The sequence below is a fragment of the Sulfitobacter sp. M13 genome (assembly GCF_053474885.1).
Genome location: NZ_CM130281.1, coordinates 358,723 through 380,187, shown reverse-complemented (window position 1 = coordinate 380,187; position 21,465 = coordinate 358,723). Strand labels below are relative to the sequence as shown.

24 protein-coding genes are annotated in these 21,465 nt (G+C 59.8%); 10 read left to right on the top strand and 14 right to left on the bottom strand.

The annotated features are described in order from the left end of the window. Positions 1–29: 29 nt before the first annotated feature. Together ACVBAU_RS01755 and regB are read right to left on the bottom strand one after the other, a co-directional pair. The gene (locus tag ACVBAU_RS01755; RefSeq protein ID WP_448327539.1) at positions 30–1,541 is read right to left on the bottom strand and encodes a PAS-domain containing protein; all 1,512 of its coding nucleotides are present in this window, start codon (positions 1,539–1,541) and stop codon (positions 30–32) included. A gap of 122 nt (positions 1,542–1,663) precedes the next feature. Further along, positions 1,664–3,064 carry a sensor histidine kinase RegB gene (gene regB / locus ACVBAU_RS01750; protein ID WP_335744711.1) on the bottom strand — a complete coding sequence of 467 codons (1,401 nt, stop codon included), beginning with the start codon at positions 3,062–3,064 and terminating at the stop codon, positions 1,664–1,666. A gap of 93 nt (positions 3,065–3,157) precedes the next feature. Between regB and ACVBAU_RS01745 the strand changes: the two genes are divergently transcribed. Then, positions 3,158–3,784, top strand: a complete 627-nt coding sequence (locus ACVBAU_RS01745) for an SCO family protein (RefSeq protein ID WP_138924665.1) — start codon at positions 3,158–3,160, stop codon at positions 3,782–3,784. Positions 3,785–3,859: 75 nt separating this feature from the next. Then, positions 3,860–4,414: an ActR/PrrA/RegA family redox response regulator transcription factor gene (locus tag ACVBAU_RS01740; protein WP_138924666.1), complete on the top strand. Its 555-nt coding sequence runs from the start codon at positions 3,860–3,862 to the stop codon at positions 4,412–4,414. 4 nt (positions 4,415–4,418) lie between these two features. Here the strand turns inward: ACVBAU_RS01740 and ACVBAU_RS01735 are convergent, their stop codons facing one another. Both ACVBAU_RS01735 and ACVBAU_RS01730 read right to left on the bottom strand, forming a co-directional pair. Beyond that, positions 4,419–4,904, bottom strand: a complete 486-nt coding sequence (locus ACVBAU_RS01735; protein WP_448327536.1) for an N-acetyltransferase family protein — start codon at positions 4,902–4,904, stop codon at positions 4,419–4,421. After that, positions 4,904–5,497: an HD domain-containing protein gene (locus tag ACVBAU_RS01730; RefSeq protein WP_448327534.1), complete on the bottom strand. Its 594-nt coding sequence runs from the start codon at positions 5,495–5,497 to the stop codon at positions 4,904–4,906. The genes ACVBAU_RS01735 and ACVBAU_RS01730 overlap by 1 nt, the downstream gene beginning before the upstream one ends. A gap of 71 nt (positions 5,498–5,568) precedes the next feature. Between ACVBAU_RS01730 and ACVBAU_RS01725 the strand changes: the two genes are divergently transcribed. Both ACVBAU_RS01725 and ahcY read left to right on the top strand, forming a co-directional pair. After that, complete coding sequence (locus ACVBAU_RS01725) at positions 5,569–5,871, top strand: S-adenosyl-L-homocysteine hydrolase (protein ID WP_448327532.1); 303 nt, start codon at positions 5,569–5,571, stop codon at positions 5,869–5,871. A gap of 108 nt (positions 5,872–5,979) precedes the next feature. Continuing rightward, positions 5,980–7,368 (top strand): adenosylhomocysteinase, encoded by a 1,389-nt coding sequence (gene ahcY, locus ACVBAU_RS01720; RefSeq protein ID WP_448327531.1) that lies wholly within the window; start codon positions 5,980–5,982, stop codon positions 7,366–7,368. 63 nt (positions 7,369–7,431) lie between these two features. Here ahcY and ACVBAU_RS01715 read toward each other — a convergent pair whose 3' ends face one another. Next, the gene (locus tag ACVBAU_RS01715) at positions 7,432–8,109 is read right to left on the bottom strand and encodes a DUF1045 domain-containing protein (RefSeq protein WP_448327529.1); all 678 of its coding nucleotides are present in this window, start codon (positions 8,107–8,109) and stop codon (positions 7,432–7,434) included. A gap of 249 nt (positions 8,110–8,358) precedes the next feature. Here ACVBAU_RS01715 and ACVBAU_RS01710 point away from each other — a divergent pair, with 249 nt between their 5' ends. Beyond that, positions 8,359–8,700 (top strand): DUF2853 family protein, encoded by a 342-nt coding sequence (locus ACVBAU_RS01710; RefSeq protein WP_448327527.1) that lies wholly within the window; start codon positions 8,359–8,361, stop codon positions 8,698–8,700. Between the two features lie 74 nt (positions 8,701–8,774). Here the strand turns inward: ACVBAU_RS01710 and ACVBAU_RS01705 are convergent, their stop codons facing one another. From ACVBAU_RS01705 to tsaD, 4 genes are read right to left on the bottom strand one after another with little or no spacing between them, the layout of a single operon-like run. After that, entirely contained in the window at positions 8,775–9,194 is a 420-nt protein-coding gene (locus ACVBAU_RS01705) for an EVE domain-containing protein (RefSeq protein WP_335744706.1), read from the bottom strand. Continuing rightward, entirely contained in the window at positions 9,194–9,466 is a 273-nt protein-coding gene (locus ACVBAU_RS01700) for a YciI family protein (protein ID WP_138924674.1), read from the bottom strand. The genes ACVBAU_RS01705 and ACVBAU_RS01700 overlap by 1 nt, the downstream gene beginning before the upstream one ends. Position 9,467: 1 nt before the next feature. Further along, the gene (locus ACVBAU_RS01695; protein WP_448327525.1) at positions 9,468–10,421 is read right to left on the bottom strand and encodes an NAD(P)H-dependent glycerol-3-phosphate dehydrogenase; all 954 of its coding nucleotides are present in this window, start codon (positions 10,419–10,421) and stop codon (positions 9,468–9,470) included. Then, positions 10,418–11,515, bottom strand: coding sequence for a tRNA (adenosine(37)-N6)-threonylcarbamoyltransferase complex transferase subunit TsaD (tsaD, locus tag ACVBAU_RS01690; protein WP_448328879.1), 1,098 nt, complete (start codon positions 11,513–11,515; stop codon positions 10,418–10,420). Before tsaD ends, ACVBAU_RS01695 begins: the two co-directional genes overlap by 4 nt. A gap of 68 nt (positions 11,516–11,583) precedes the next feature. Between tsaD and ACVBAU_RS01685 the strand changes: the two genes are divergently transcribed. Continuing rightward, the gene (locus ACVBAU_RS01685; protein WP_448327524.1) at positions 11,584–12,288 is read left to right on the top strand and encodes a uroporphyrinogen-III synthase; all 705 of its coding nucleotides are present in this window, start codon (positions 11,584–11,586) and stop codon (positions 12,286–12,288) included. On the opposite strand, the gene ACVBAU_RS01680 is transcribed toward ACVBAU_RS01685, so the two are convergent. Then, the gene (locus tag ACVBAU_RS01680) at positions 12,280–12,972 is read right to left on the bottom strand and encodes a hypothetical protein (protein ID WP_448327522.1); all 693 of its coding nucleotides are present in this window, start codon (positions 12,970–12,972) and stop codon (positions 12,280–12,282) included. The genes ACVBAU_RS01685 and ACVBAU_RS01680 overlap by 9 nt on opposite strands. Here ACVBAU_RS01680 and ACVBAU_RS01675 point away from each other — a divergent pair. The 4 genes from ACVBAU_RS01675 (at position 12,965) to ACVBAU_RS01660 (ending at position 16,898) form a co-directional block, all read left to right on the top strand. After that, a complete protein-coding gene (locus ACVBAU_RS01675) occupies positions 12,965–13,933 on the top strand; it encodes a COG4223 family protein (protein WP_448327521.1) in 969 nt (322 codons plus the stop codon). The two genes, ACVBAU_RS01680 and ACVBAU_RS01675, sit on opposite strands and share 8 nt — an antisense overlap. A 12-nt stretch (positions 13,934–13,945) precedes the next feature. Further along, entirely contained in the window at positions 13,946–15,457 is a 1,512-nt protein-coding gene (locus tag ACVBAU_RS01670; RefSeq protein WP_448327519.1) for a heme biosynthesis HemY N-terminal domain-containing protein, read from the top strand. A gap of 161 nt (positions 15,458–15,618) precedes the next feature. Continuing rightward, a complete protein-coding gene (locus tag ACVBAU_RS01665; RefSeq protein WP_448327517.1) occupies positions 15,619–16,323 on the top strand; it encodes a fumarylacetoacetate hydrolase family protein in 705 nt (234 codons plus the stop codon). Positions 16,324–16,415: 92 nt separating this feature from the next. Then, positions 16,416–16,898, top strand: a complete 483-nt coding sequence (locus ACVBAU_RS01660; RefSeq protein WP_448327515.1) for a c-type cytochrome — start codon at positions 16,416–16,418, stop codon at positions 16,896–16,898. 63 nt (positions 16,899–16,961) lie between these two features. On the opposite strand, the gene ACVBAU_RS01655 is transcribed toward ACVBAU_RS01660, so the two are convergent. From ACVBAU_RS01655 to ACVBAU_RS01640, 4 genes are all read right to left on the bottom strand, one after another. Continuing rightward, a complete protein-coding gene (locus tag ACVBAU_RS01655) occupies positions 16,962–17,957 on the bottom strand; it encodes a P1 family peptidase (RefSeq protein ID WP_448327514.1) in 996 nt (331 codons plus the stop codon). 68 nt (positions 17,958–18,025) lie between these two features. After that, complete coding sequence (locus tag ACVBAU_RS01650; protein WP_448327512.1) at positions 18,026–19,612, bottom strand: ABC transporter ATP-binding protein; 1,587 nt, start codon at positions 19,610–19,612, stop codon at positions 18,026–18,028. Further along, a complete protein-coding gene (locus ACVBAU_RS01645) occupies positions 19,609–20,424 on the bottom strand; it encodes an ABC transporter permease (protein WP_448327511.1) in 816 nt (271 codons plus the stop codon). The genes ACVBAU_RS01650 and ACVBAU_RS01645 overlap by 4 nt, the downstream gene beginning before the upstream one ends. Beyond that, positions 20,421–21,368 carry an ABC transporter permease gene (locus ACVBAU_RS01640; protein ID WP_448328877.1) on the bottom strand — a complete coding sequence of 316 codons (948 nt, stop codon included), beginning with the start codon at positions 21,366–21,368 and terminating at the stop codon, positions 20,421–20,423. The genes ACVBAU_RS01645 and ACVBAU_RS01640 overlap by 4 nt, the downstream gene beginning before the upstream one ends. Positions 21,369–21,465: the final 97 nt, after the last annotated feature.

The following is a 21,465-nucleotide window of genomic DNA, read 5'->3' as shown; positions in this document are numbered from 1 at the left end:
GGTGGTGCGCCGCAAGGCGAAAGCGGGGATCAGGCGTCTTGTGGCGACTTCACGGCGTCAGAATTTTCGATCTCTGCGGGATGTTTTTTCCGCTGGTGAAACCGGATCAGCGTGGCCCCGTCAAGGATCGGTGAGATCAGGCAGGTCAGCTCGGTCCCATCGACAAGATACAGCGGCATGCTCCAATTCAGGCGATCCTCCCTGTTTTCTACAAAGCCCTGTATCTGCTCCCACGGCAGATTGGGCGCCGACCGCCGTTTCCAGACCTGAATAGCATCATGGATGGTGATGTCGGCAAAGGCAGCGTCCGGTTCGACCTTCCAGAGCTCTTGGTAGGCTCTGTTCGAAAACGTCAAAACCCCCGAGGATGAGAATACGCCGATGGCGTCATCCAAGGTGTCCAGCATGGCTTGGCCCTGTTCCAGTTCGGCCTTGAAGCTGCGGGTTTGGGTGACCTGCGCGCTGATGTCTTCGATCAGAAAGGCTGTGGCTCCGTCGGGATGGGGGCGCCCCTTGACCCGAAACGTCTGACCGGACTCCAGCGACCAGATTTCTTCGTAACGGCCATCATGCGCAGCGCTTATCAATTCGGATATGGTATTGCGCCATGACGCATAGTTTTTGGGTTCGGGAATTTTGCGTGTCTCGCGCAGTTTGTCAAAAAATGTCTGGATCTCGGGGCGGGCACTCAGGAACTGCGCCCCAAGGCCGGTCAGGTCGATGAGGGCCGGATTAAACAGGACAAGCTGGTTTTTGCGATCAAAAATAGCGAGCCCGATCGACAGCTGGGCAAAGGTCTTGGTCAGGGTCTGGACAAAGTTGCGCTGTGCTTCTTCGGCGCGGATCAGGGGCGTGATGCATGTCGCTTGGTAACAATTGGTGGTGCGTGACTGGCTATGGGTCACGGCATACCAGTTTTTCGCGCCGGTGGTCTGATCGCGCAGCGCAAGCCGGTGGGTCGCATTGCTGAAATCCGCAGGGAACAGCGGTCGGCTTTCGATGGCCAGCGTAGGGTGACATACCTTAAAGAGCGCGTGGTAGGCATCATTGTACCACAGCAAACGGTGGTGTTGATCGGTGTGCCAAAGCGGCACAGAAACGTGAGAGCGCACCCGCGACAGCGTGACCTCTGCCTCTGAGCGCAGGTCGACGCCGACGTCTTTGGGATCCAGCACAACGACACGGCACAGGTGTTTGTCCCAATTGATCCGCAGCAATGTCTGAATTTTGGGATCGGTGGCCGCGACAATCATCTGGCCTTCGCCGGTTGAAGGGGGCTTGTCCGGGAACAGCCCGAAACGCGGCAAGATATTGTGATGTAAATCGGGCCATTCATGGTGCCCTGCTTCTAGCGGGCAGAACTGTTGCGCCGCACTAGAGGCATGCTGCAACACACCGTGGTCGAACAGATAAGACAGCTCTGGCTCGCCCTGAAGGACGGGTTTGTCCCGGCGTTCAGGGCTATTCAGCCAAAGATAGGCGACGTAGCCACTGGGTAGAATGGCCATTATCACAAGCGCGATGTCAAATGTGGAAGCCACGACGAGACTCATTTCCTTAGGGTTCCGCTAAATTAAGCGCCAAAGAGTTAACGGTTTATTAACCGACCCAGAGATCGGCGGGTTTTGTCCGAGGGGGCGCTAACCGTCTATTCGCGTAAGGTTTACCACGAAAACTGTGTATTTTCCCCCGTAGCGCGCGGCGTGTCCCCGTGGTCGGCGTCGATCTTCGCCCGCGGCCAGGTCACTTTGACCACAGCCCCGACGTGCGTTTCGGTGCGCAGTGCGGTTTCGGGCCCATTGGCAAAGCGCAGCTCTGCGCCAGATCGTTCCAGCAGCGTTTTGGCGATGAACAGCCCCAGCCCCATGCCCTCATATTCGGGCCGCTGCGCAGCGTTCGGGTCAGACCGCCGCCGCCGCATGAACGGGTCTCCGATACGGCCAAGGATATCTGGCGGGAAACCGGCACCATCGTCGAAAATCCGGATTGAGATCACGGTATCGGTCCAGTTGGCTTCGACCCAGACTGTCGTTGCCGCAAAATCGACCGCGTTCTGCATTAGGTTGCGCAGCCCGTGGATAATCTCTGGTCGGCGCAGGATCGCGGGCTGGTCGGCGGCATCACCCGCATCAGGGCCAAGGGTAAAGGTAAATGTCTTGCCGCGCATACGGTGCGGTTCGGCAGCTTCTTCCAGAACGGTCATGAACGGGGCCTGACGCAGATGTAGATCGTCTTTGCCTGCACGCCCCATATTACGCAAAATATCGCGGCATCGGTCCGCTTGATCGCGGATCAAGGCCGCGTCTTCGGCCAGTTCAGGCTGGTCTTGCAGCTCGTTCCAAAGCTCGCCGCTGGCAAGCTTGATCGTGGCAAGCGGCGTCCCCAGTTCATGTGCGGCAGCAGCCACCACGCCGCCAAGGTCGGTCAGCTTTTGTTCCCGCGCCAGCGCCATTTGCGTCGCGGCCAAGGCGTCGGCCATCGAATGGATTTCCGTCGTAACGCGGCGGGAATACGCGGTAGAAAACAAAATCGCGATCACCAGCGCAATCCAGATGCCAAAGATAAAGATGCTTGGCAGTTCCAGTCGCCCGCCGTTTTGCGTGATCAATGGCAAGTGGTACAGCGCCAGCAGCGTCGCCAGCACAATCGCTGTACCGCACAGCACAATGGTCGAACGCAGGCTTAGCGCCGTGGCAGAAATGGTCACAGGCCCCAACAACAGCAGCGAGAACGGGTTATGCAGCCCGCCCGTCAGGAACAGCAGAAACGCCAGCTGCACCAGATCGAACAGCACCATCAGCAGGTTTTCGTATTCAGACAGACGTTTGTTTTCGGGAAAGACCAGAATGGCGATCAGGTTCCCGAGTACCGATACACCGATGGCAAAGTAACATAGCCCCAGTTCCAACTGCAGGCCAAAGATGCGCTGCGCCACGGTGATCGCCGTCAGCTGCCCCGCAATCGCCACCCATCGCAGCACAATCATGGTGCGTAGCCTGATCCAGTTGGCGCGGGCACCCTTGCCCAAGCCTCTCCCCACGGGAATGTCAGCGGCCTGCGTCATCGGCGCACCTTTTCAAAATGTCGATTGCGTTGATAGAGGGAAAGCGTAGGTCTGTGTCCGACCGGGATCAAGAGCGCCTAACCGCGCAGGAGAATGAATATGAGAAGAGTAATGGCAATTGGTGCGGTGCTGGTCGTGCTGGCCTTTCTGGCGGTATCCTTGATGCTCGTCTACCGGTCCGATAGCGACAGCGACAAATACGCGCAGTGCAGGAACTCTGCCGTGGCCGGGGGGGCCGAATTGGGCGGGCCGTTTGAGCTGGTGAATGCGCAAGGCCAGACCGTAACGGACACGGATGTGATCACCGAACCCAGCCTCGTTTACTTTGGTTATACCTTCTGCCCTGACGTTTGCCCGCTGGACGTAGACCGCAACGCCCGCGCCGTAGATGAACTGGAAACGCGCGGTATTTCGGTAACGCCTGTGTTCATTTCTGTCGATCCTGGCCGCGATACCCCTGAAGTTGTTGGGGATTTTGCGGCCAACATGCACCCCAAGATGATCGGCCTGACCGGATCGCCCGCGCAAGTCAAAGCCGCGAGCGACGCCTACCGGACCTACTACAAGGCGCATGAGGCCGAAGACGAAAACTATCTCGTGGATCACTCGACCTTTAGCTATCTGGTGATGCCCGAAGACGGTTTCGTCGACTTCTTTCGCCGCGATGTCCCGCCAGAGCAGTTGGCCGACAAGGTCGCGTGCTTTGTGGACAACCAGTAGAAAATTTGACCTCCCTATGCTCGCGCCACATATCTGGATAAAGACGGGTACAACATTCAACCAGCGGAGCATGATATGGTTCAGGAAAATACGCTCGACCTAGGCGAGGATCGGTCCCTCCTTCTGGTGGATGACGACGAACCGTTTCTGCGCCGTCTGGCCAAAGCGATGGAAAAACGTGGTTTCGAGGTAGAGACCGCGGGCTCTGTCGCCGCTGGCGTTGCGATCGCCACAGCACGGCCCACGGCCTATGCGGTGGTTGATCTGCGGTTGCAGGACGGCAATGGGTTGGATGTGGTCGAGGTATTGCGCGATAAACGCCCCGATGCGCGGGTTGTGGTGCTGACGGGATACGGGGCCATCGCCACCGCCGTTGCCGCGGTCAAAATCGGCGCGACGGATTATCTGTCAAAACCGGCTGATGCGACTGACATCGTCAATGCGCTGCTGGCCACGGGCGATGACTTGCCGCCGCCACCGGAAAACCCCATGAGCGCGGATCGCGTGCGGTGGGAACATATCCAGCGCGTCTATGAACTGTGCGACAGGAACGTGTCCGAAACAGCGCGTCGGTTGAACATGCATCGCCGGACCTTGCAGCGCATTCTGGCAAAGCGGTCACCGCAATAGGGCGCTAGACGTCGTACCGTTTGCTGATCTTGTCCACGATCTGACCAGACGCAAGTGTGACACCTTGGTCAAAGTGCCAGTCGCGAAATCCGCGGCTTTGGTAATAGGTCAGCCCGCCGTCGTTGTCGGCGCGGATTGTGGCGTTGATCCAGACATAGCCCAGCTGTTCCGCCGCCTGTGCCGTGGCATCAAACAGCGCGGACCCGACGCCAAGACCGGTGCGACCGACCTGCACAAAGCTCGCGATATCGCAGGCCTCGGGTGGCAGGTTAGGGTGTGGGCTGATCCATTGAAAACCGACGACGTTCTCTTGGTCATCCAGCGCCACATGCCATGCGCTTTGGTTGGCGTTGGCGGCCATCCACTCGGTCAGATCCTTACCGGTGACAGGGCGCGTCATCGCGGTGGTGCCGCCAATGGTGATAATCTCGTTTAACAGCTGCGCCATGTTGGACGCATCCAGCGCGATAGGGGGGCGGACCTTGACCATCACAGCGCGCCGAGTAAATCCAGGTGGCGCGCGGTGAAATCATTGCGCGGCTCTACCGGCGGGCGCAGCACGATGGACAGCCCCTCCATCACCTCGGGTTTGGGCCGGCCAAAAAGCTTGGACGCTTCGGTTTCGGAAAATCCGGCGATCTGCGTCGCCTCCATCCAGGCGCTGACCTTATCGGCGCGTTTGATCTGCTGCTTGACCGATTTGGGTAGCGCTGCGGGCAGACCAAAGCGGATGTGGATCGCCGCCATCAACCGGTCATCCAGCGCACCGTATTCCGGCCCGACTGCGGCTTTCACCGGAGAGATCATATCCCCGATCACATATTCCGGCGCATCATGCAGCAAGGCGGCCAATCGCCATTTCGCCGGCGCCTTGGGGTTCATCCGCCCGAAAAGGGTTTCGACCAGAAGCGCATGTTCAGCCACAGAATAGGCAAAATCCCCCCGCGTCTGACCATTCCAACGCGCCACAAAGGCTAGCCCGTGCGCGATATCTTCGATCTCTATATCGACCGGCGTCGGGTCCAGCAGATCAAGCCTGCGACCGGATAACATGCGTTGCCATGCACGCGATTGCTGCGCCATTGTGTTGTTCTGCCTTTTTTCACGTGGAACATTTGCGGGTTCATTGTGTTCTTCCCACGAAGGAGAAGATCATGAAACCTGTAATTTCCGCTCTCACAATCGCCCTTGGCCTCGGGACTGTTGCCGCGCCAGCGTTGGCTAACGATGTCTGTATGCCCGCGCAAGAGCTCAAGGCGTCACTGGTGGACTGGTACGGCGAAACACCGGTCGAAGGACAGGATGACAGAGCCGTTCAAATCTGGGCGTCGGACAATACTGGTACATGGTCTGCCGTGAGAACACTGTCGAACGGGATGGCGTGCGTGACCGCACAGGGTCAAAACTGGATGGCGGGGATGAATACTGATCAAATGGTCGTCGCCTCGGCAGAGTAACCGTTTCGTGTGACGGCGAACCACCACCGTTGAGATCACTCCCCCAAAGTGCTACGGCCCTTTTCAAATATAGAAACATTGCCGATCTTTTGAAAAGGGATGCCCCCGATGGCCAACGATTACATCGTTAAAGACATAAGCCTTGCCGCCTTTGGCCGCAAAGAACTTGATATTGCGGAAACCGAAATGCCCGGCCTGATGGCGCTGCGTGCCGAATATGGCGAAAGCAAACCGCTGTCCGGTTCACGCATCGTGGGCTCGCTGCACATGACGATCCAGACCGCCGTGCTGATCGAAACGCTGGTCGTGCTTGGTGCCGATGTGCGCTGGGCGTCCTGCAATATCTTCTCTACCCAAGACCACGCCGCTGCGGCCATCGCCGAAGGCGGCACGCCCGTGTTCGCGATTAAGGGCCAGTCGCTAGAGGAGCACTGGGACTATCTGGATAAATCCTTCCAGTTCCCCGAAGGCCCGAACCTGATTCTCGACGATGGTGGCGACGCTACGCTTTACATCCTGCTGGGTGCCCGTGCCGAAGCCGGCGAAGACGTGATCGCTGTCCCGACGTCGGAAGAAGAAATCGCGATTAAGGCACAGATTAAAAAGCGGATGGCGCAATCCCCCGGCTGGTTCACCAAAATGCGCGACCAGATCAAAGGCGTGTCTGAGGAAACCACCACAGGCGTGCACCGTCTGTACGATCTGGTGAAGCAAGGCCAGCTGCCCTTCCCCGCGATCAACGTGAACGACAGTGTCACCAAGTCGAAGTTCGACAATAAATACGGCTGCCGTGAATCGCTGGTCGATGGCATCCGCCGTGCCACCGACGTGATGATGGCCGGTAAGGTTGCCGTTGTTTGTGGCTATGGCGACGTTGGCAAAGGTTCTGCCGCATCGCTGGCCGGTGCCGGTGCCCGTGTGAAAGTGACCGAAGCCGACCCGATTTGCGCGCTGCAAGCCGCAATGGACGGGTTCGAGGTGATCCTGCTGGAAGACGTGCTCGACACCGCCGATATCTTTATCACCACCACCGGCAACAAAGACGTGATCCGCATCGAGCACATGCGCGCGATGAAGGACATGGCGATCGTCGGCAACATCGGCCACTTTGATAACGAAATTCAAGTCGCCGCGCTGAAGAACCACAAGTGGACCAACATCAAAGAACAGGTCGACATGATCGAGATGCCTTCGGGCAATCGTCTGATCCTGCTCTCCGAAGGGCGCCTGTTGAACCTTGGCAATGCCACGGGTCATCCATCGTTCGTCATGTCCGCCTCGTTCACCAACCAGGTGTTGGCGCAGATCGAACTGTGGGAAAACACCGGTAAATACGAAAACCAGGTCTATATCCTGCCCAAGCATCTGGACGAGAAAGTCGCGCGTCTGCACCTTGATCGTATCGGTGTGAAGCTGACCCAATTGAGCAGCGAACAAGCCGCCTATATCGGCGTTACACCCGAAGGCCCGTTCAAGCCGGAACACTACCGCTACTAAACCGGCGTAATTCGTCTGATAAAACGCCGTCTGAACAGTTGTTCAGGCGGCGTTTTTCATTTGTCATTCCCCGAGGGTAAAGCGTTCAATTTCGTGAAAACGCCCATCGGTATCCTCACCACATAGGGTCAGGCTGTCGATGACAAAGGGGGCGGGAATATCTGTCCCTAAATAACGCCGCAGAGCCGTTTTGACGGGCGTAATTTGATCGGGCGCAAGCGGGCCCGTAAGGGTGATGTGAAACCGGAAATACTCCATAATATGCGGGTATCCGTAGTTTTTAAGGTAAATCCGCTGCTGGTCGGTGAGGTAGGGCGCGTTCTTGCGGGTAAACTCAGCCTCGGACAAAGGGGCACGGAACGCATCCAGCACGACATTGGCCGTGCCCGCAAGACTGCCAAGCGCGGTGGTATCCCCCTGCGGCACCAGCGCCAGAAACCGCCCGATCTGCGACAGCGCCAACCCGTCAAGCTGTACCGGTGCCTGACCTTTGCAAAAGGTCGCAACGCCCTCGGCGAGCTGCGCTTCGGTCGACGCCTTTGTCAGCTCAAACGGGGCTTTGACTGTGCCGTGCAGCCCGTATTTTCGTGGCCGGTCGGTCAGTTTGGCAATGTCCAGATCGTCAATGGCAGGATGCTCGACAGGTATCCCCGCCTGCAGGTCCCAGCCCAACCACGCTGCACCCCGCTGGGCAAAATCCCCCGGGCGCGGCGTATAATAGATGGCATATCGCTTGAACATTCTCGGTCCCTCCACTCGCTTAACCTATGCGTCTAACAGCGCAGTATGACACCTTAAAGTTAGGGGGCACCCGATTTTCGGTAGGGTTTTTGAATGCCCCTGAAAAGCTAAGCTGCGGGCGCACTGGTTGTGCCGGAAACGGCGCAGGACCAGTGTTGCGGGAAAAATTTCTTTCGAACGCGCCAAAACCGCTCTAGGCTTTGACCCAAGGCCGGAGCTACCGGTCACATCAACGGTTGGAGACACCCTATGGGCAAGAGAGACGAATGGATCGAAAAATACGCTGACGATCTGAAAACGAAATGCGGCATGACGCCGGACATGGGCCTGCTGACAAAGGTGACCATCGGCTGCGGTCCGTCGATCTATAACGCCGACGCCCAAACCATCGCCGCGTCGCAAGAAAGCGAGCTTGAACTGGTAAAAGCCAACTTTCTGATGAAAAAGCTCGGCCTCTCTGACAGCCCTGACCTGATGGATGCGATCCATAAGGCCGTCGAAACCTACGGTAAGTCCGAGCGGAATAAATACCGCGCTGTGGTCTATTATATGCTAACCAAACACTTCGGCAAAGATTCCGTTTACGGGTAAGTTCTAGTGAATTGAATATGAAACGCCCGCTTTGCCAAGCGGGCGTTTTTCATGTCGCAATCCCTTGATAGGGTCTAGCTTTGGGTGTTCCCCATCGCGCAGATCGCGGTCCATTGTTCCGGCGTGACAGGTTGCACTGACAGGCGCGGGCTTTTGACCAAGGGCATATCGTCGAACCGGCCATCGGCCTTGATATCGTCCAGTGTCACAGGTGTCTCAAACGGGCGCAGGGCTTTGATATCAACACATTCCCACCGCGCATCCTCGGTCGAACTGTCCTGATGTGCTGCGGCACAGACTTCGACGATGCCGACAATCGCGCGTTCCCCTTGCGAATGGTAAAAGAACCCCAGATCGCCGACCGCCATCTCTCGCATAAAGTTACGCGCCTGATAGTTGCGCACGCCGTCCCATTCCTCGCCCGCCGCGCCTTTGGCGACCTGATCTTGCCAGCCCCAGGCCGAGGGTTCGGATTTGAACAGCCAGTAGGCCACTACCCGATCACCCGGTTCCAAGGGATCAGCTGCACATCGGCGAACAGCCCTGCTTTGGCATAGGGGTCATTGTCGGCCCATTCCTGTGCTGCGGCTTTATCTGCAACATCCAGAATGACCAAAGACCCGATCATGTCACCGGTATCATCCAGCAGCGGGCCAGCTTGGGCCACGCAACCAGTGGATTTCAGATAGTCGACATGGGCGGGGCGGTTTTCCTGACGCACGGAAAGCGCGCCAGCTTTGTCTTTGGCAATAAGGGCAACCAACATGTTATTCTTCCTTTAAGGGGCGGGTCAAAAGCGCTTTCATCGCGCTTGCCACATCTAAGCGGTTCTCGACCAGACCTGCAACGGCGGCGGTGATAGGCAGGTCCAGCCCGTTGTCTTGCGCCAGCGTATCCACGGCGCGCGCGGTGGCGGCCCCTTCGACGGTGGTGGCGCTGTCAAAGGGTTCCCCCCGGCCCAGGGCAAGCCCCAAACGGTAGTTCCGCGACTGGGTCGATGTACAGGTCAGTGTCAGATCGCCAAAGCCGGAAAGCCCCGCCAGTGTCACGGGATCGGCATGGTGATGCGCGGCAAGCCGCTGCATCTCGGCAAAGCCGCGGGTCATCACGGCGGCGCGGGCGCTTTCGCCCAGACCGGCCCCGATTGCGGCACCGCAGGCGATTGCCACGACGTTCTTGAGCGCCCCGCCCAGTTCGGCACCCACAGTGTCAGAGGTGCGATAAAGGCGCAGGTTTGCCGTTGTTAGGCTCTGTTGTAGAGCCGCACAGGTAGGCTTGTCGGCACAGGCAATCGTCAACGCCGTGGGTAACCCCCGTGCGATATCGGCGGCAAAGCTGGGTCCGGTGAGGATCGCAGCCGTGGCATTCGGCAGCACCTCGCGGATCACGGCGACAGGGCCTAGACCGGTGTTCAGCTCGATCCCCTTGCAGCAGGCGACGATGGTCTTGCCATCCAGCGCGGTGGCGTTCTCGGTCAGAAAACCACGCAGCTTTTGCATCGGCACCGCCGCCAGCAAGGTCTGGGCCTTGGCGGCTTCTGCCAGATCCTCGGTGACGAACAGCCCCTCGGGCAGCGGGCAACCGGGCAGGCGGGCGGTGTTCTCTCGGCTTTGCCCCATGCCTTGCGCATCCCTTGCCCACAGGGTCACCGCGCCCTTTCCAGCCAAAGAAATCGCCAACGCGGTGCCAAAGGCGCCAGCGCCGAGAACAGCAATGCTCATGCTTTCGCTCCTTTTTTGCCACTGCCCAACATGGCGGGCTGGCTTGTGTCCAGCGGCCAGCGCGGTCGGGCCGACAGGGTCAGATCATCGGGGCCGCGCAGCTGGCTTTGTTCAATCGCGGCAAAGGCGATCATGGCGGCGTTATCCGTACATAATGACAGCGGCGGCGCGATAAAGGCGCAGTCTAATTCACGTGAAACAGTCTCTAATCCGTGGCCTATTGCCTTGTTGGCAGCGACACCACCCGCAACGCACAGGGTCCGCACGTCAGGCGCGTGATCCAGATATTTCCGCAACGCGCGGCGGGTCTTTTCGGCCAGCACGTCGGTTACAGCCGCTTGGAACCCTGCGGCCAGATCGGCCTGATCCTGAACGCTCAACCCGCCCTTTTGTTCAATGACCTTGTCGCGGGTGCGCAGCACGGCGGTTTTCAGCCCCGAGAATGACATATCGCAATCGGGCCGGTCCAGCAGGGGGCGCGGCAGGGCAAAGCGTTTGGAGTCCCCCGCCTTGGCAGCCTGTTCAATCGCAGGCCCGCCCGGTTGCGGCAGCGAGATCAGGCGTGCAACTTTGTCAAAGGCTTCGCCCGGTGCGTCGTCGATGGTGCCACCCAGTCGTTCAAACCGGTCCGGCCCATGCACCAGCAGAAACTGGCAATGCCCGCCCGATACGAGCAGCATCAGATAGGGATAGGGCACATCATCGGTCAGCCGTGGCGTCAGCGCGTGGCCGGCCAGATGGTTCACCCCGTATAGCGGTTTGCCCGTCGCCGCCGACAGCCCCTTGGCGCACATCACCCCCGACAGCACGCCGCCAATCAGCCCTGGCCCCGCCGTCACGGCAAAACCGTCAACATCTGCCAAAGACAGATCGGCCTCGGCCAGCGCCATTTCCACGCAAAGGTCCAATTTTTCCGCATGGGCTCGTGCTGCGATCTCGGGGACGACACCGCCAAAAGAGGCATGCAATTCGGTTTGCCCCACCACGACAGACGACAACACCCGAGCGCGCTGACCCGGCATCTGGCGTACCAGCGCGGCGGCGGTATCGTCGCAGCTGCTTTCCAATCCAAGAAGTAACATGGCTGTTTCCATTGCAAGGGTGACAGGGGGCAAGTAACACCTTGGGGCATGTGGAACAATCCTTGGGGCCATACCGAAAGATGACAAAACCGGCGTTGATCCTGACCCGCCCTCGCTTGGCCTGCACCCGCTTTGCGCAAAGCCTGTCGCCCAAGCTGCTGTCCCGGGTGACGCTGGTGATCAGTCCTTTGCTGCAGATCGAACTGGTTAATACGCCTGTTGACCTTGACGGGGTCGGTGGGGTGATTTTCACCTCGGCCAATGGCGTGATGCATGGGCCTGATGGGGACGGGGTCACGGCCTATTGTGTGGGCGAGATCACGGCAGAGGCCGCCACAGCACGCGGATGGCGGGTGCAATTTCACGCCCCGGATGCAGCGCGGTTGGTACCCATGCTGGTTCAACACGGCCCCGCGACGCCGCTGCTGCACCTGCGCGGCACCCACCAACGCGGGGATGTTGCCGATAAGCTGACGCGGGCCGGTCTGCCGACGCATGTTGCGGTGCTGTATGATCAAAAGGCGGTGCAGCTGACCGATGCCGCGCAAGCTGCACTGGTGGGCGGGGCTCCGGCCATCGTGCCGTTATTTTCCCCACGCACCGCCGCCCAATTTGCCGATCAGGTGCCCGATATGGCGAATGCGATCATCATAGCCCTCAGCGATGCAGTGGCCGAGGCATTGGGGCCCAGGGAGGTTCGACAATTGCTGGTCGCAGCTGAACCAACTGCCACGTCACTGCGTTTTACGCTTGAAACTGCGGTGGATTGGAACAGGTTAGCTTGAAGGTCGGCCTATATGCCGTCTAAGGTTCATGAATACGTCTGATATCAGGTCAGAATCGGAAAGGTTTTTAAGCGTGGCGAAAGCGAAAACACCAAATTCAGGTGACGACACCCCGAAGACATCTTCGACATCGCGGGCGTCTGCTGCCGCCGCCAAGCCGAAGACGACTGCCAAAAAAACCGGATCACCCGCCGCGGCGAAGACGACGGCATCCACGTCGACATCTTCGACAGCCAAACCCAAGCCCGCGGTCAAACCATCGCCGGCCAGCGCGGCGACGCCTGATAAAACGACGCCTGATAAAACGACGCCTGATAAAACGGCGACAGCTAATACGGCTAAGGATACATCGACGGGCAAGGCGGCGGGCGTGACAGCGATGCCTGACGACACACCGTCGACCTCTGCAAACACAACACCCACCAAGGATGTGACCACACACCCCCCCGCGACAACAAAAGCGAGCGACACACCTGCCAAGGTACCCTCGGCCACCGCTGCAGCGTCCAGTGCCACAAGCTCTACCAGATCCGAAACGACGCCAAGCGATACAAAACCCGATCTGAAAGACGTGAAACCGGACACAGCAGCAACCAAACCGGCGGCACCCGCGTCAAAGCCCGAGAGCGCAAAACCTGCAACTCCCTCCAGCGCTGCGACAGTGAAACCTGCTGAAATGACCAAGACGCCGCCGCCTGCGCCCCCCAAGGCAGAGCCTGAAAAGCGTGGCGGTGTCTTTTGGCCCATGCTCTTTGGCGGGGTCATCGCCGGCGGGATCGGCTTTGCCGTGGCGGAATATGATGTACTGGAACAAGCTGGCCTGCGCCCCGCAGATACCACGCAATCTACCCTGACAGATACGCTCGCCACGCAAGAGGCCCGGATCAAGGCGCTGGAAGAAGCCGGCCCCGTCGCAGCGCCCGCCGATGACGCAGCCCTGCAAGAGGTTCAAGCGCAGGTCGCTGATTTGGCGACACGTGTTGAAGCGCTTGGCAATCGTCCTGCGGCAGAGGCAGCAGCCCCCGTCGATACCTCGGGCTTTGAACAGGAACTGGCCGCGCTGAAATCCTCGGTCGAGACGCAGCGCGACGAAATCGAACGTTTGCTGGACAACGCGCTTAGTGTTGAAGAAGCGACCGCGCAGGCCGCACAGGCTGCGACGTTGCAGTCTGCTTTGGGACGGATCGTATCGGCTGTTACCACAGGCCAACCGTTTGAAGCCGAGATCGCAGCGCTTCAGGAAAATGGTATTCAGGACATTCCCGCCGCGCTTGCAGATAACGCCGCGACGGGGGTTGTCACGGGTGCCAACCTACAAGACCGCTTTCCCGATGTGGCCCGCGCGACGCTTGCAGCGGCACGTGCCGCGACCCCAGAGGCAGACGGCGGCGGTATTGGTGGCTTCTTTAAACAACAGTTGGGCGCGCGGTCGGTGGCACCCCGTGACGGGGACGACGCTGATGCCATTCTGTCCCGTGCCGAAGCTGCCATTCGCGACGGGCGCCTAGACGAGGCGCTGGCCGAGGTGAAAGCCCTGCCGCCAGAGGCCCAGGACCCCATGTCCGATTGGCTCGCCGATGCGCAAGCGCGGCAGGATGCCCAAGACGCCGTACAGACATTGACACAACGCCTGACGGCGAACTGAGGAACCTGATTTATGCTTTGGTCACTGATTAAGATCGTTGTGTTCGTTGCGGTGATTGCCGCCATCACTTGGGGCGCATCGTTCCTGCTGGAAAGCTCGGGCGGGTTGCAAGTGACTGTGATGGGCACCGAATACAGCTTTGGCCCGCTGCAATCCGTGATCGCGGTGGTGCTGTTGGTTGTCGCCGTTTGGATCTTGCTCAAGATTTTTGCGCTGCTCGTAGCGGTTTGGCATTTCTTGAACGGGGACGAAACGGCGCTGTCGCGTTATTTCGACCGCAACCGCGAACGCAAGGGATACGAGGCCCTGTCCGAAGGGTTGATGGCGCTGGCCAGTGGCGAAGGGCGTTTGGCAATGGCCAAGGCCGCAAAGGCAGACAAATATCTTGAACGTCCTGACCTGACACACTTGCTGATTGCGCAAGCTGCTGAACTGGCAGGTGACCACCGCAAGGCGGAAGAAACCTATCGCAAGCTGGTGACCAATGAGCGCACCCGTTTCGTCGGTGTGCGCGGCATCATGAAGCAAAAACTGGCCGAAGGCGACACCGAGACAGCGTTGAAACTGGCCGAGAAAGCCTTTGCCATCAAACCGAAGCATGCGGAAACCGGCGATGTACTGCTCAAGCTCCAAGCAGAGAAGGAAGACTGGGCCGGCGCACGTCAAACGCTGAACACCAAGCTCAAGAACGGTCAGATGCCGCGCGATGTCCACAAGCGCCGCGACGCCGTGCTTGCCCTGTCCGAAGCGAAAGACATCATCGCCGAAGGCAACAGCATCGAAGCACGCGAAGCCTCGATCGAAGCGAACCGTCTGTCGCCCGATCTGATCCCTGCGGCCGTGATGGCCGCGCATGGGTACATCGATCAGGGCAAACCGAAATACGCGGCCCGCGTGCTGAAAAAGGCATGGAGCGTGCAGCCGCATCCCGATCTTGCCGGTGCTTTCGCCGCGATTCAGCCGGATGAAACGCCGAAAGAGCGGCTGAAACGCTTTACCGCGCTTACACGCGTGCAGCCGGACCATCCTGAAACTAAGATGCTGCTGGCAGAGCTGAACATCGCCGCCGAGGATTTCCCGCAGGCGCGCCGGTCTTTGGGCGATCTCGTCGAAACCGATCCGACGGCCCGCTCGGTCACCCTGATGGCCGCCATCGAACGGGGCGAAGGCGCGTCGGACACAGTCGTCAAAGGCTGGCTGGCACGGGCACTGACGGTGTCGCGCGGCCCGCAATGGATCTGTGACAACTGCCACCACATTCACGCAAACTGGAAACCGATCTGCGAAAACTGCCACAGCTTCGATACGCTGGCGTGGAAAACGCCGCCCATGTCCGAAGTCGCGATGCCCGGCGGCGTGCAGATGCTGCCACTGATTGTGGGCGCGCTGGAGGACAACTCCGGTGCCGATGCAAAGCCAGCCGTTGCCACACGCGCCGATATCGAGGATGCAGAGCTGATCGACGATGCGCCAGCAGGCGCGGTTGATCCGGCTGAAGAACCAGTCGCGCAACCCGAAAAATAGCACATTGGCGTCATGGTAATTCTGACAAAGGCCGGCACATTGAGTGTCGGCCTTTTGCGTGGTGACAGGCCCTACCGGGCGTTTTGGTGTCTTATCTGGTGACGGCGCCTGCGCAGGGGCGTATGCAGGGCAGTAACACGATAAACCAAAGGATATGCCCCATGCCCGCTGATGATTTCGTATTTCTCCCTGCCCCTCAGGCCAGTCTGGCAGTGCAGGGCACAGACGCCCGCTTTCCCATTCGCCGGATTTTTTGCGTAGGCCGCAACTACGAGGCGCATGCCCGCGAGATGGGCAACGATCCGACCCGCGAGGCACCGTTCTTTTTCACCAAACCTGCCGACGCCGCGCTGGATACGCCCTGCACGATCCCCTACCCGCCCCAGACAGAGGATCTGCACCACGAGATTGAACTGGTGATCGCCATTGGCAAAGGCGGGCGCAACATCGCCGAGGAAGACGTGATGGGTCACGTCTGGGGGGCCTCTGTCGGGATCGACCTGACACGCCGCGATCTGCAGGCCGAGGCAAAGAAAGCAGGGCGCCCATGGGATTGGGGCAAAGCGTTCGACAACTCCGCCCCGATTGCGCCGCTGAAACCCATCGCCGATGTGCCATCGATTGAACAGGGACGCATCTGGCTGGCTGTGAACGGGACGGTACGGCAGGACGCCGATCTGGCAGATCTGATCTGGTCGGTGCGCGAACACGTGGCGATCTTGTCGCATTCCATGTCGCTTGCACCGGGTGATATCATCATGACGGGCACACCTGCCGGCGTTGCGGCCCTTGTCGAAGGGGATGTCGTGACCGGCGGTGTGGACGGGATCGCTACGCTTGAGGTCAAGATAGGCCCACGCGTCTGAAACCCCAACATCGCCCCGCGAAAACAGGCCCCCGTTGACATATGGGAGCCTGAGCTAGGTTAAACGATGATGAATGAATATGGGAAATCGCAATGAAATATCTTTATAGCGCACTACTCGCCACCGTGATCGCGGGTCCGGCACTGGCAGACAGCCACAGCATGGGCGACGCCGAAGCCGGCGAAAAGCAGTTCGGCAAATGCAAAGCCTGCCACATGATCGTCGACGACGCAGGCGAGACGATCCAGCGGGGCGGCAAGGTCGGTCCGAACCTTTTCGGGATCATCAGCAAGCAGGCGGGCACCGTCGAAGACTATCGCTATGGTGATGATTTGGTCGCTGCCGGCGAAGCAGGCCTGATCTGGGACGAGGCCAACATGGCCGAATATCTAGTCAATCCGACCGACTTCCTGCGCACCACGCTGGATGACAAAAAGGCGCGTTCGAAAATGTCGTTCAGAATGCGCAAAGGCGGCGAAGACGTCGCGGCCTATCTCGCAACTTTCTCGCCCGAAGCAGAAGCAGAAGCAGATGCGCCAATGGCCAAGGATGCCGAGGCCGAGAAAACTGAATAAGCGGCTCTAACCCGCGTAAAAGGCCCGCGTTTCCAAATGGAGACGCGGGTTTTTTTATGCGTATCAGCTGTTGAGGTCCGACCAGCAGGGCAACAGATCGCCCGCTGCTGGCGTGGCAAAATAGGCTGCTCGCGCAATGGCCCGCGCCAGGCACAGCGACGCGGCATGGCCGATCAACGGCAGGATGCTCTCGGCGGCCTCGTGGGCCGCCGTGCTTAGGCCAAAGACAAGATCGCCGTCATAAGGCGTGTGGGCAGGCACCGTCGCACGCCCGATCCCGTCATGGGCGGCAACAGACATGCGTTGGCATTGTGCCTTTGTTAGGGTCGCATTTGTGGCAACAATCGCGATGGTGGTATTTTCACGCGGGGACATGGAGGCCATCTTGCGGCTATCCATCGTCATCCCAAGCCCCGTTGCAGGGTCCGTGCCCCTACCGCCAAATTCGCCATTCACCTCAAAGGGGGCGGCATAGAAATACTTGTCGCCCGGCGTGGTGACCGCGCCCACCGGATTGGAAGCGACCAGCGCGCCCACTATCGTGCCATCGGGCAACTCTAGCGAAGCTGATCCAAGCCCGCCCTTGACCATCGCACTCAGCGCACCGGTGCCGGCACCAATGGTGCCAAGGTTAAAGTCCTCGGTTGCGGCGTCATAGGCCGCACGCCCTAAGGCGCGGTAGGGGTTATGTTCCCACGTCTTGTCACCGCCGTTGAGCAGGTCAAACAGGATCGCCCCCGGCACCAGCGGGATCGTGGCATCGCCCAGCCGGAACCCGCGCCCCGCAGCGCGCAGCGCGTCGACCACGCCCGAACAGGCATCCAGCCCGTAGGCAGAGCCCCCCGACAACACCAGCGCATCCACCGCCGCAACCGATTTATCTGGGGCGAGCAAATCCGTCTCGCGCGTGCCGGGGGCACCGCCCATCACATGCACTGACGCGGTAAAAGGCGCATCCGCCAGAAGCACCGTCGTACCTGATTTGAGCGAGTCATCCTGCGCGTTGCCCACACGCAGGCCGGGCACATCGGTGATGAGATTTCTGGGTCCGGGTTTCATAACGCTGTGCCTTTGGTTGGTGCGGGACGCGCCGCGGGGAGTTTATTTGGCAAAATGAAGCTGGGGCATCACAGGTCCGGCAAACGTGGCGCGGCGGCGAGGAGTTTTTGAGTGTAGGGGTGCTGAGGGTGGTCGAAAACATCGGCGGTGGCACCTTGTTCGACGATCTGGCCGGATTTCATCACCAGCACGCTATCCGTGATCGTGCGCACCACAGACAGGTCATGGGAAATGAACAGGTAAGTCAGGTCATAGGCGCTGCACAGCTCTGCCAGCAGATCAAGAATTTGCGCCCGCACAGAAACGTCCAGCGCGCTGACCGCTTCGTCAAAGAGGATCAGGTCAGGGCGGATAATCAACGCACGGGCAATGGCGATCCGCTGGCGCTGGCCGCCCGAGAATTCATGGATATATTTGGTCGCATCATCGGGGGACAGGCCCACGGCGGTCAATGCATCGGCGATGGCGTCGGTTCGGGCGCTGCCGCTTGGGGGGGCTGGCAGCAGGTGGAAAGGTTCGGTGATCAGCCGGTCGACACGGTGGCGCGGGTTGAAGCTACCGAACGGGTCTTGAAACACCACCTGCATCTTGCGGCGCACATCAAGGTTGGGTTTGGTGCCGCTATAGACCGCAGTGCCGTCGAGTGTGATGCTGCCCGATTGCACGGGCTCTAGACCCAAAAGCGCCCTTGTCAGGGTCGATTTACCGCATCCGCTTTCGCCCACGAGGCCCAGACGTTCGCCCCGTTGCAGCGTAAATGAAACATCATCCACCGCGCGGAAACGCCCCGGTTTGCCGAACAGCGTCTTGCGTGGCAGCGCGTAGTCGCGGCAGACGTTTTGCACGCTCAGCAGGGGGTGCGGCGCCGGGGCTGGCGGCAGCGTCACGCTGTGGTTCGAGGCGGCAAAAAGCATCCGCGTATAGGGGTGATGCATGGTTTGCAGCAAGGTCTGCGTGGCACCCTGTTCGACGATCTCGCCTTTACGCATCACGACGATCCGATCCGCCATATCAGCTACCACAGCCAGATCATGGGTGATCATCAACAGCCCCATACCGTCGTCCCGCGCCAGTGATTTCAGTAGAACAAGGATCTGCGCCTGCGTCGTTACATCCAGCGCGGTGGTTGGTTCATCTGCAATAAGCAGACGGGGGCGCAGCGCGATGGCCATGGCGATGACCACCCGTTGTCTTTGCCCGCCGGATAGCTCGTGGGGGTAGCGGGCCAGCGGAAAGCGATCGTTGGGCAGGCCGACCCTTTCCAGCGTTTCGGCCGCCCGCTTGGCTGCGGCTTGGCGAGACACGGTTTTGTCATGGATGCGAATGGTTTCGGCGACCTGATGTCCGATGGTCTGCACGGGGTTTAGCGCGGTCATCGGTTCCTGAAACACCATGCCGATGTCATTGCCGCGGATTGCGCACAGATCGGGTTCGGGCAGGGTCAGCAGGTCTTGGTCGCCCAGCATGATATGGCCGCGCGCAAGGGTGCCTTTGGGCAGCAACTGCATGGCGGCAAGGGCGGTCATGGATTTGCCAGAGCCGCTTTCGCCGGTCACGGCCACGATCTCTCCGGCATCGACGGACAGGGTGACATCATGCAGGATGTCGAACCGGTGGATCGCCAGCGACAGGTTGGTGATACTCAGCAAGGTCATTTACGGGTCACCCGCAGCCGTGGGTCCAGTGCATCGCGCAGCCCGTCGCCCATCAGGTTCAGCCCCAGCACCGTCAGGATAATCGCAAAGCCGGGCACCAGCGCCATATGCGGCGCGATGCTTACCATGGTTTGCGCGTCGGCCAGCATGCGGCCCCAGGAAGGTGTCGGCGGTTGCGCACCAAGCCCGACATAGGACAGCCCTGCCTCGGCCAGAATACCAAGGCTGAACTGGATCGTGCCCTGCACGATCAGCAGATTTGTGACATTGGGCAGGATATGTTCGACCGAGATCCGCGCCGCGGATTTGCCAGCGACCCGCGCGGCGAGAATGAACTCACGCTCCCACAGACTGAGCGCGGCACCGCGGGTGATGCGGGCAAAGACGGGGATGTTGAAAATACCGATGGCGATGATGGCGTTGATCGCGCTGGCCCCGAAGATCGCCGTGATCAGGATCGCGATCACCAACGAGGGGAAGGCAAAGATCAGATCATTCCCGCGCATGATGATTTCATCCACCAGTGACCCGCGTTTGGCCGCCGCCCAAAGGCCAAGCGGCACGCCAAGCCCCATTCCGATCCCCACAGCCACCAGCGCCACCGCGATAGAGGTGCGCGCCCCGACCATAATCATGCTTAGGATATCGCGGCCAAAGTGATCGGTCCCCAGAAGGTGCGCCCCGCCCACGCCTTGCAGTTTGTTCGGGATATCCATCCCCGTGTGGGAAAACGGCGTCCAGACAAAGGACACAACTGCCGACAACAGAAAGACGGATGTAAGCAGCGCGCCAAGGATCAGGTTCCGGTTCATGCGCGCGACCTGAGACGGGGATCAACGGCGGCATAGGCCAGGTCCACTAGGAAGTTCACCAGAATGACCGAAAACACAAGCAGCATGACCACAGATTCAACCACGATCAGATCCCGGGCCGAGATGGATTGAAACACCAGCCGTCCGAGGCCCGGCAGATAGAACACTTGTTCAATGATGATCGACCCCGCCAGCAGAAACGAGAATTGCAGGCCGATGATCGTCAGCACCGGGATCAGCGCATTGCGCAACCCGTGACGCCACAGCGCCTGCCGTTCGGTCAGCCCCTTGGCGCGGGCGGTGCGCATGTAATCTTCGCCCAAGACATCAAGCAGTGCAGACCGCATGACCCGCGCTAGAATTGCAGCTTGGGGGAGGGCGAGTGCGATGGCGGGCAGGGTCAGCCCATGCAGCCCCGTCAGCACGCCCTGATCCCAGCCAATAAAGCCACCGGCGGAAAACCAGCGCAGATTGATCGCAAAGATCAGCACGAGGATCATCGCGAACCAGAAATTCGGCACCGCGACACCCAGCTGCGTGGCTCCCATGACACCGACATCGCCTGCTTTGCCGCGCCGCGCCGCCGCGTAGATACCCGCCGGAAACGCGATCAGCGTCGACAGCCCAAGAGCATAGAGCGCCAGCGGCAGGGATACCCAAAGTCGCGCGGCAATCATGTCGGAGACCGGGGTGCGGTAGGTGTAGGAGGTGCCGAAATCCCCCTGCAGCAGCCCACCGACCCACGCAAGATAGCGTGCCGGTTTCGATACATCGAGCCCAAGCTCACTGCGCAGCGCGGCAAGGGTTTCAGGCTGTGCGTTCATCCCCAGCATAAAGGAGGCCGGATCACCGGGGGCAATTTCGATAACGGTAAAGATCACCAGCGATGCAACAGCCAGGCTGATACAAAGCGAGAGCAAACGTTTGAGCAGATACCGGATCATGAGGCCGAAGGTAGGCGTGCAAATCAACAGCGTCCAGCGCAGAAAAACCTTTTTAAGGCGAACGGGTTACCGCGCGCTCTCTTTTTGGTGATGCGAT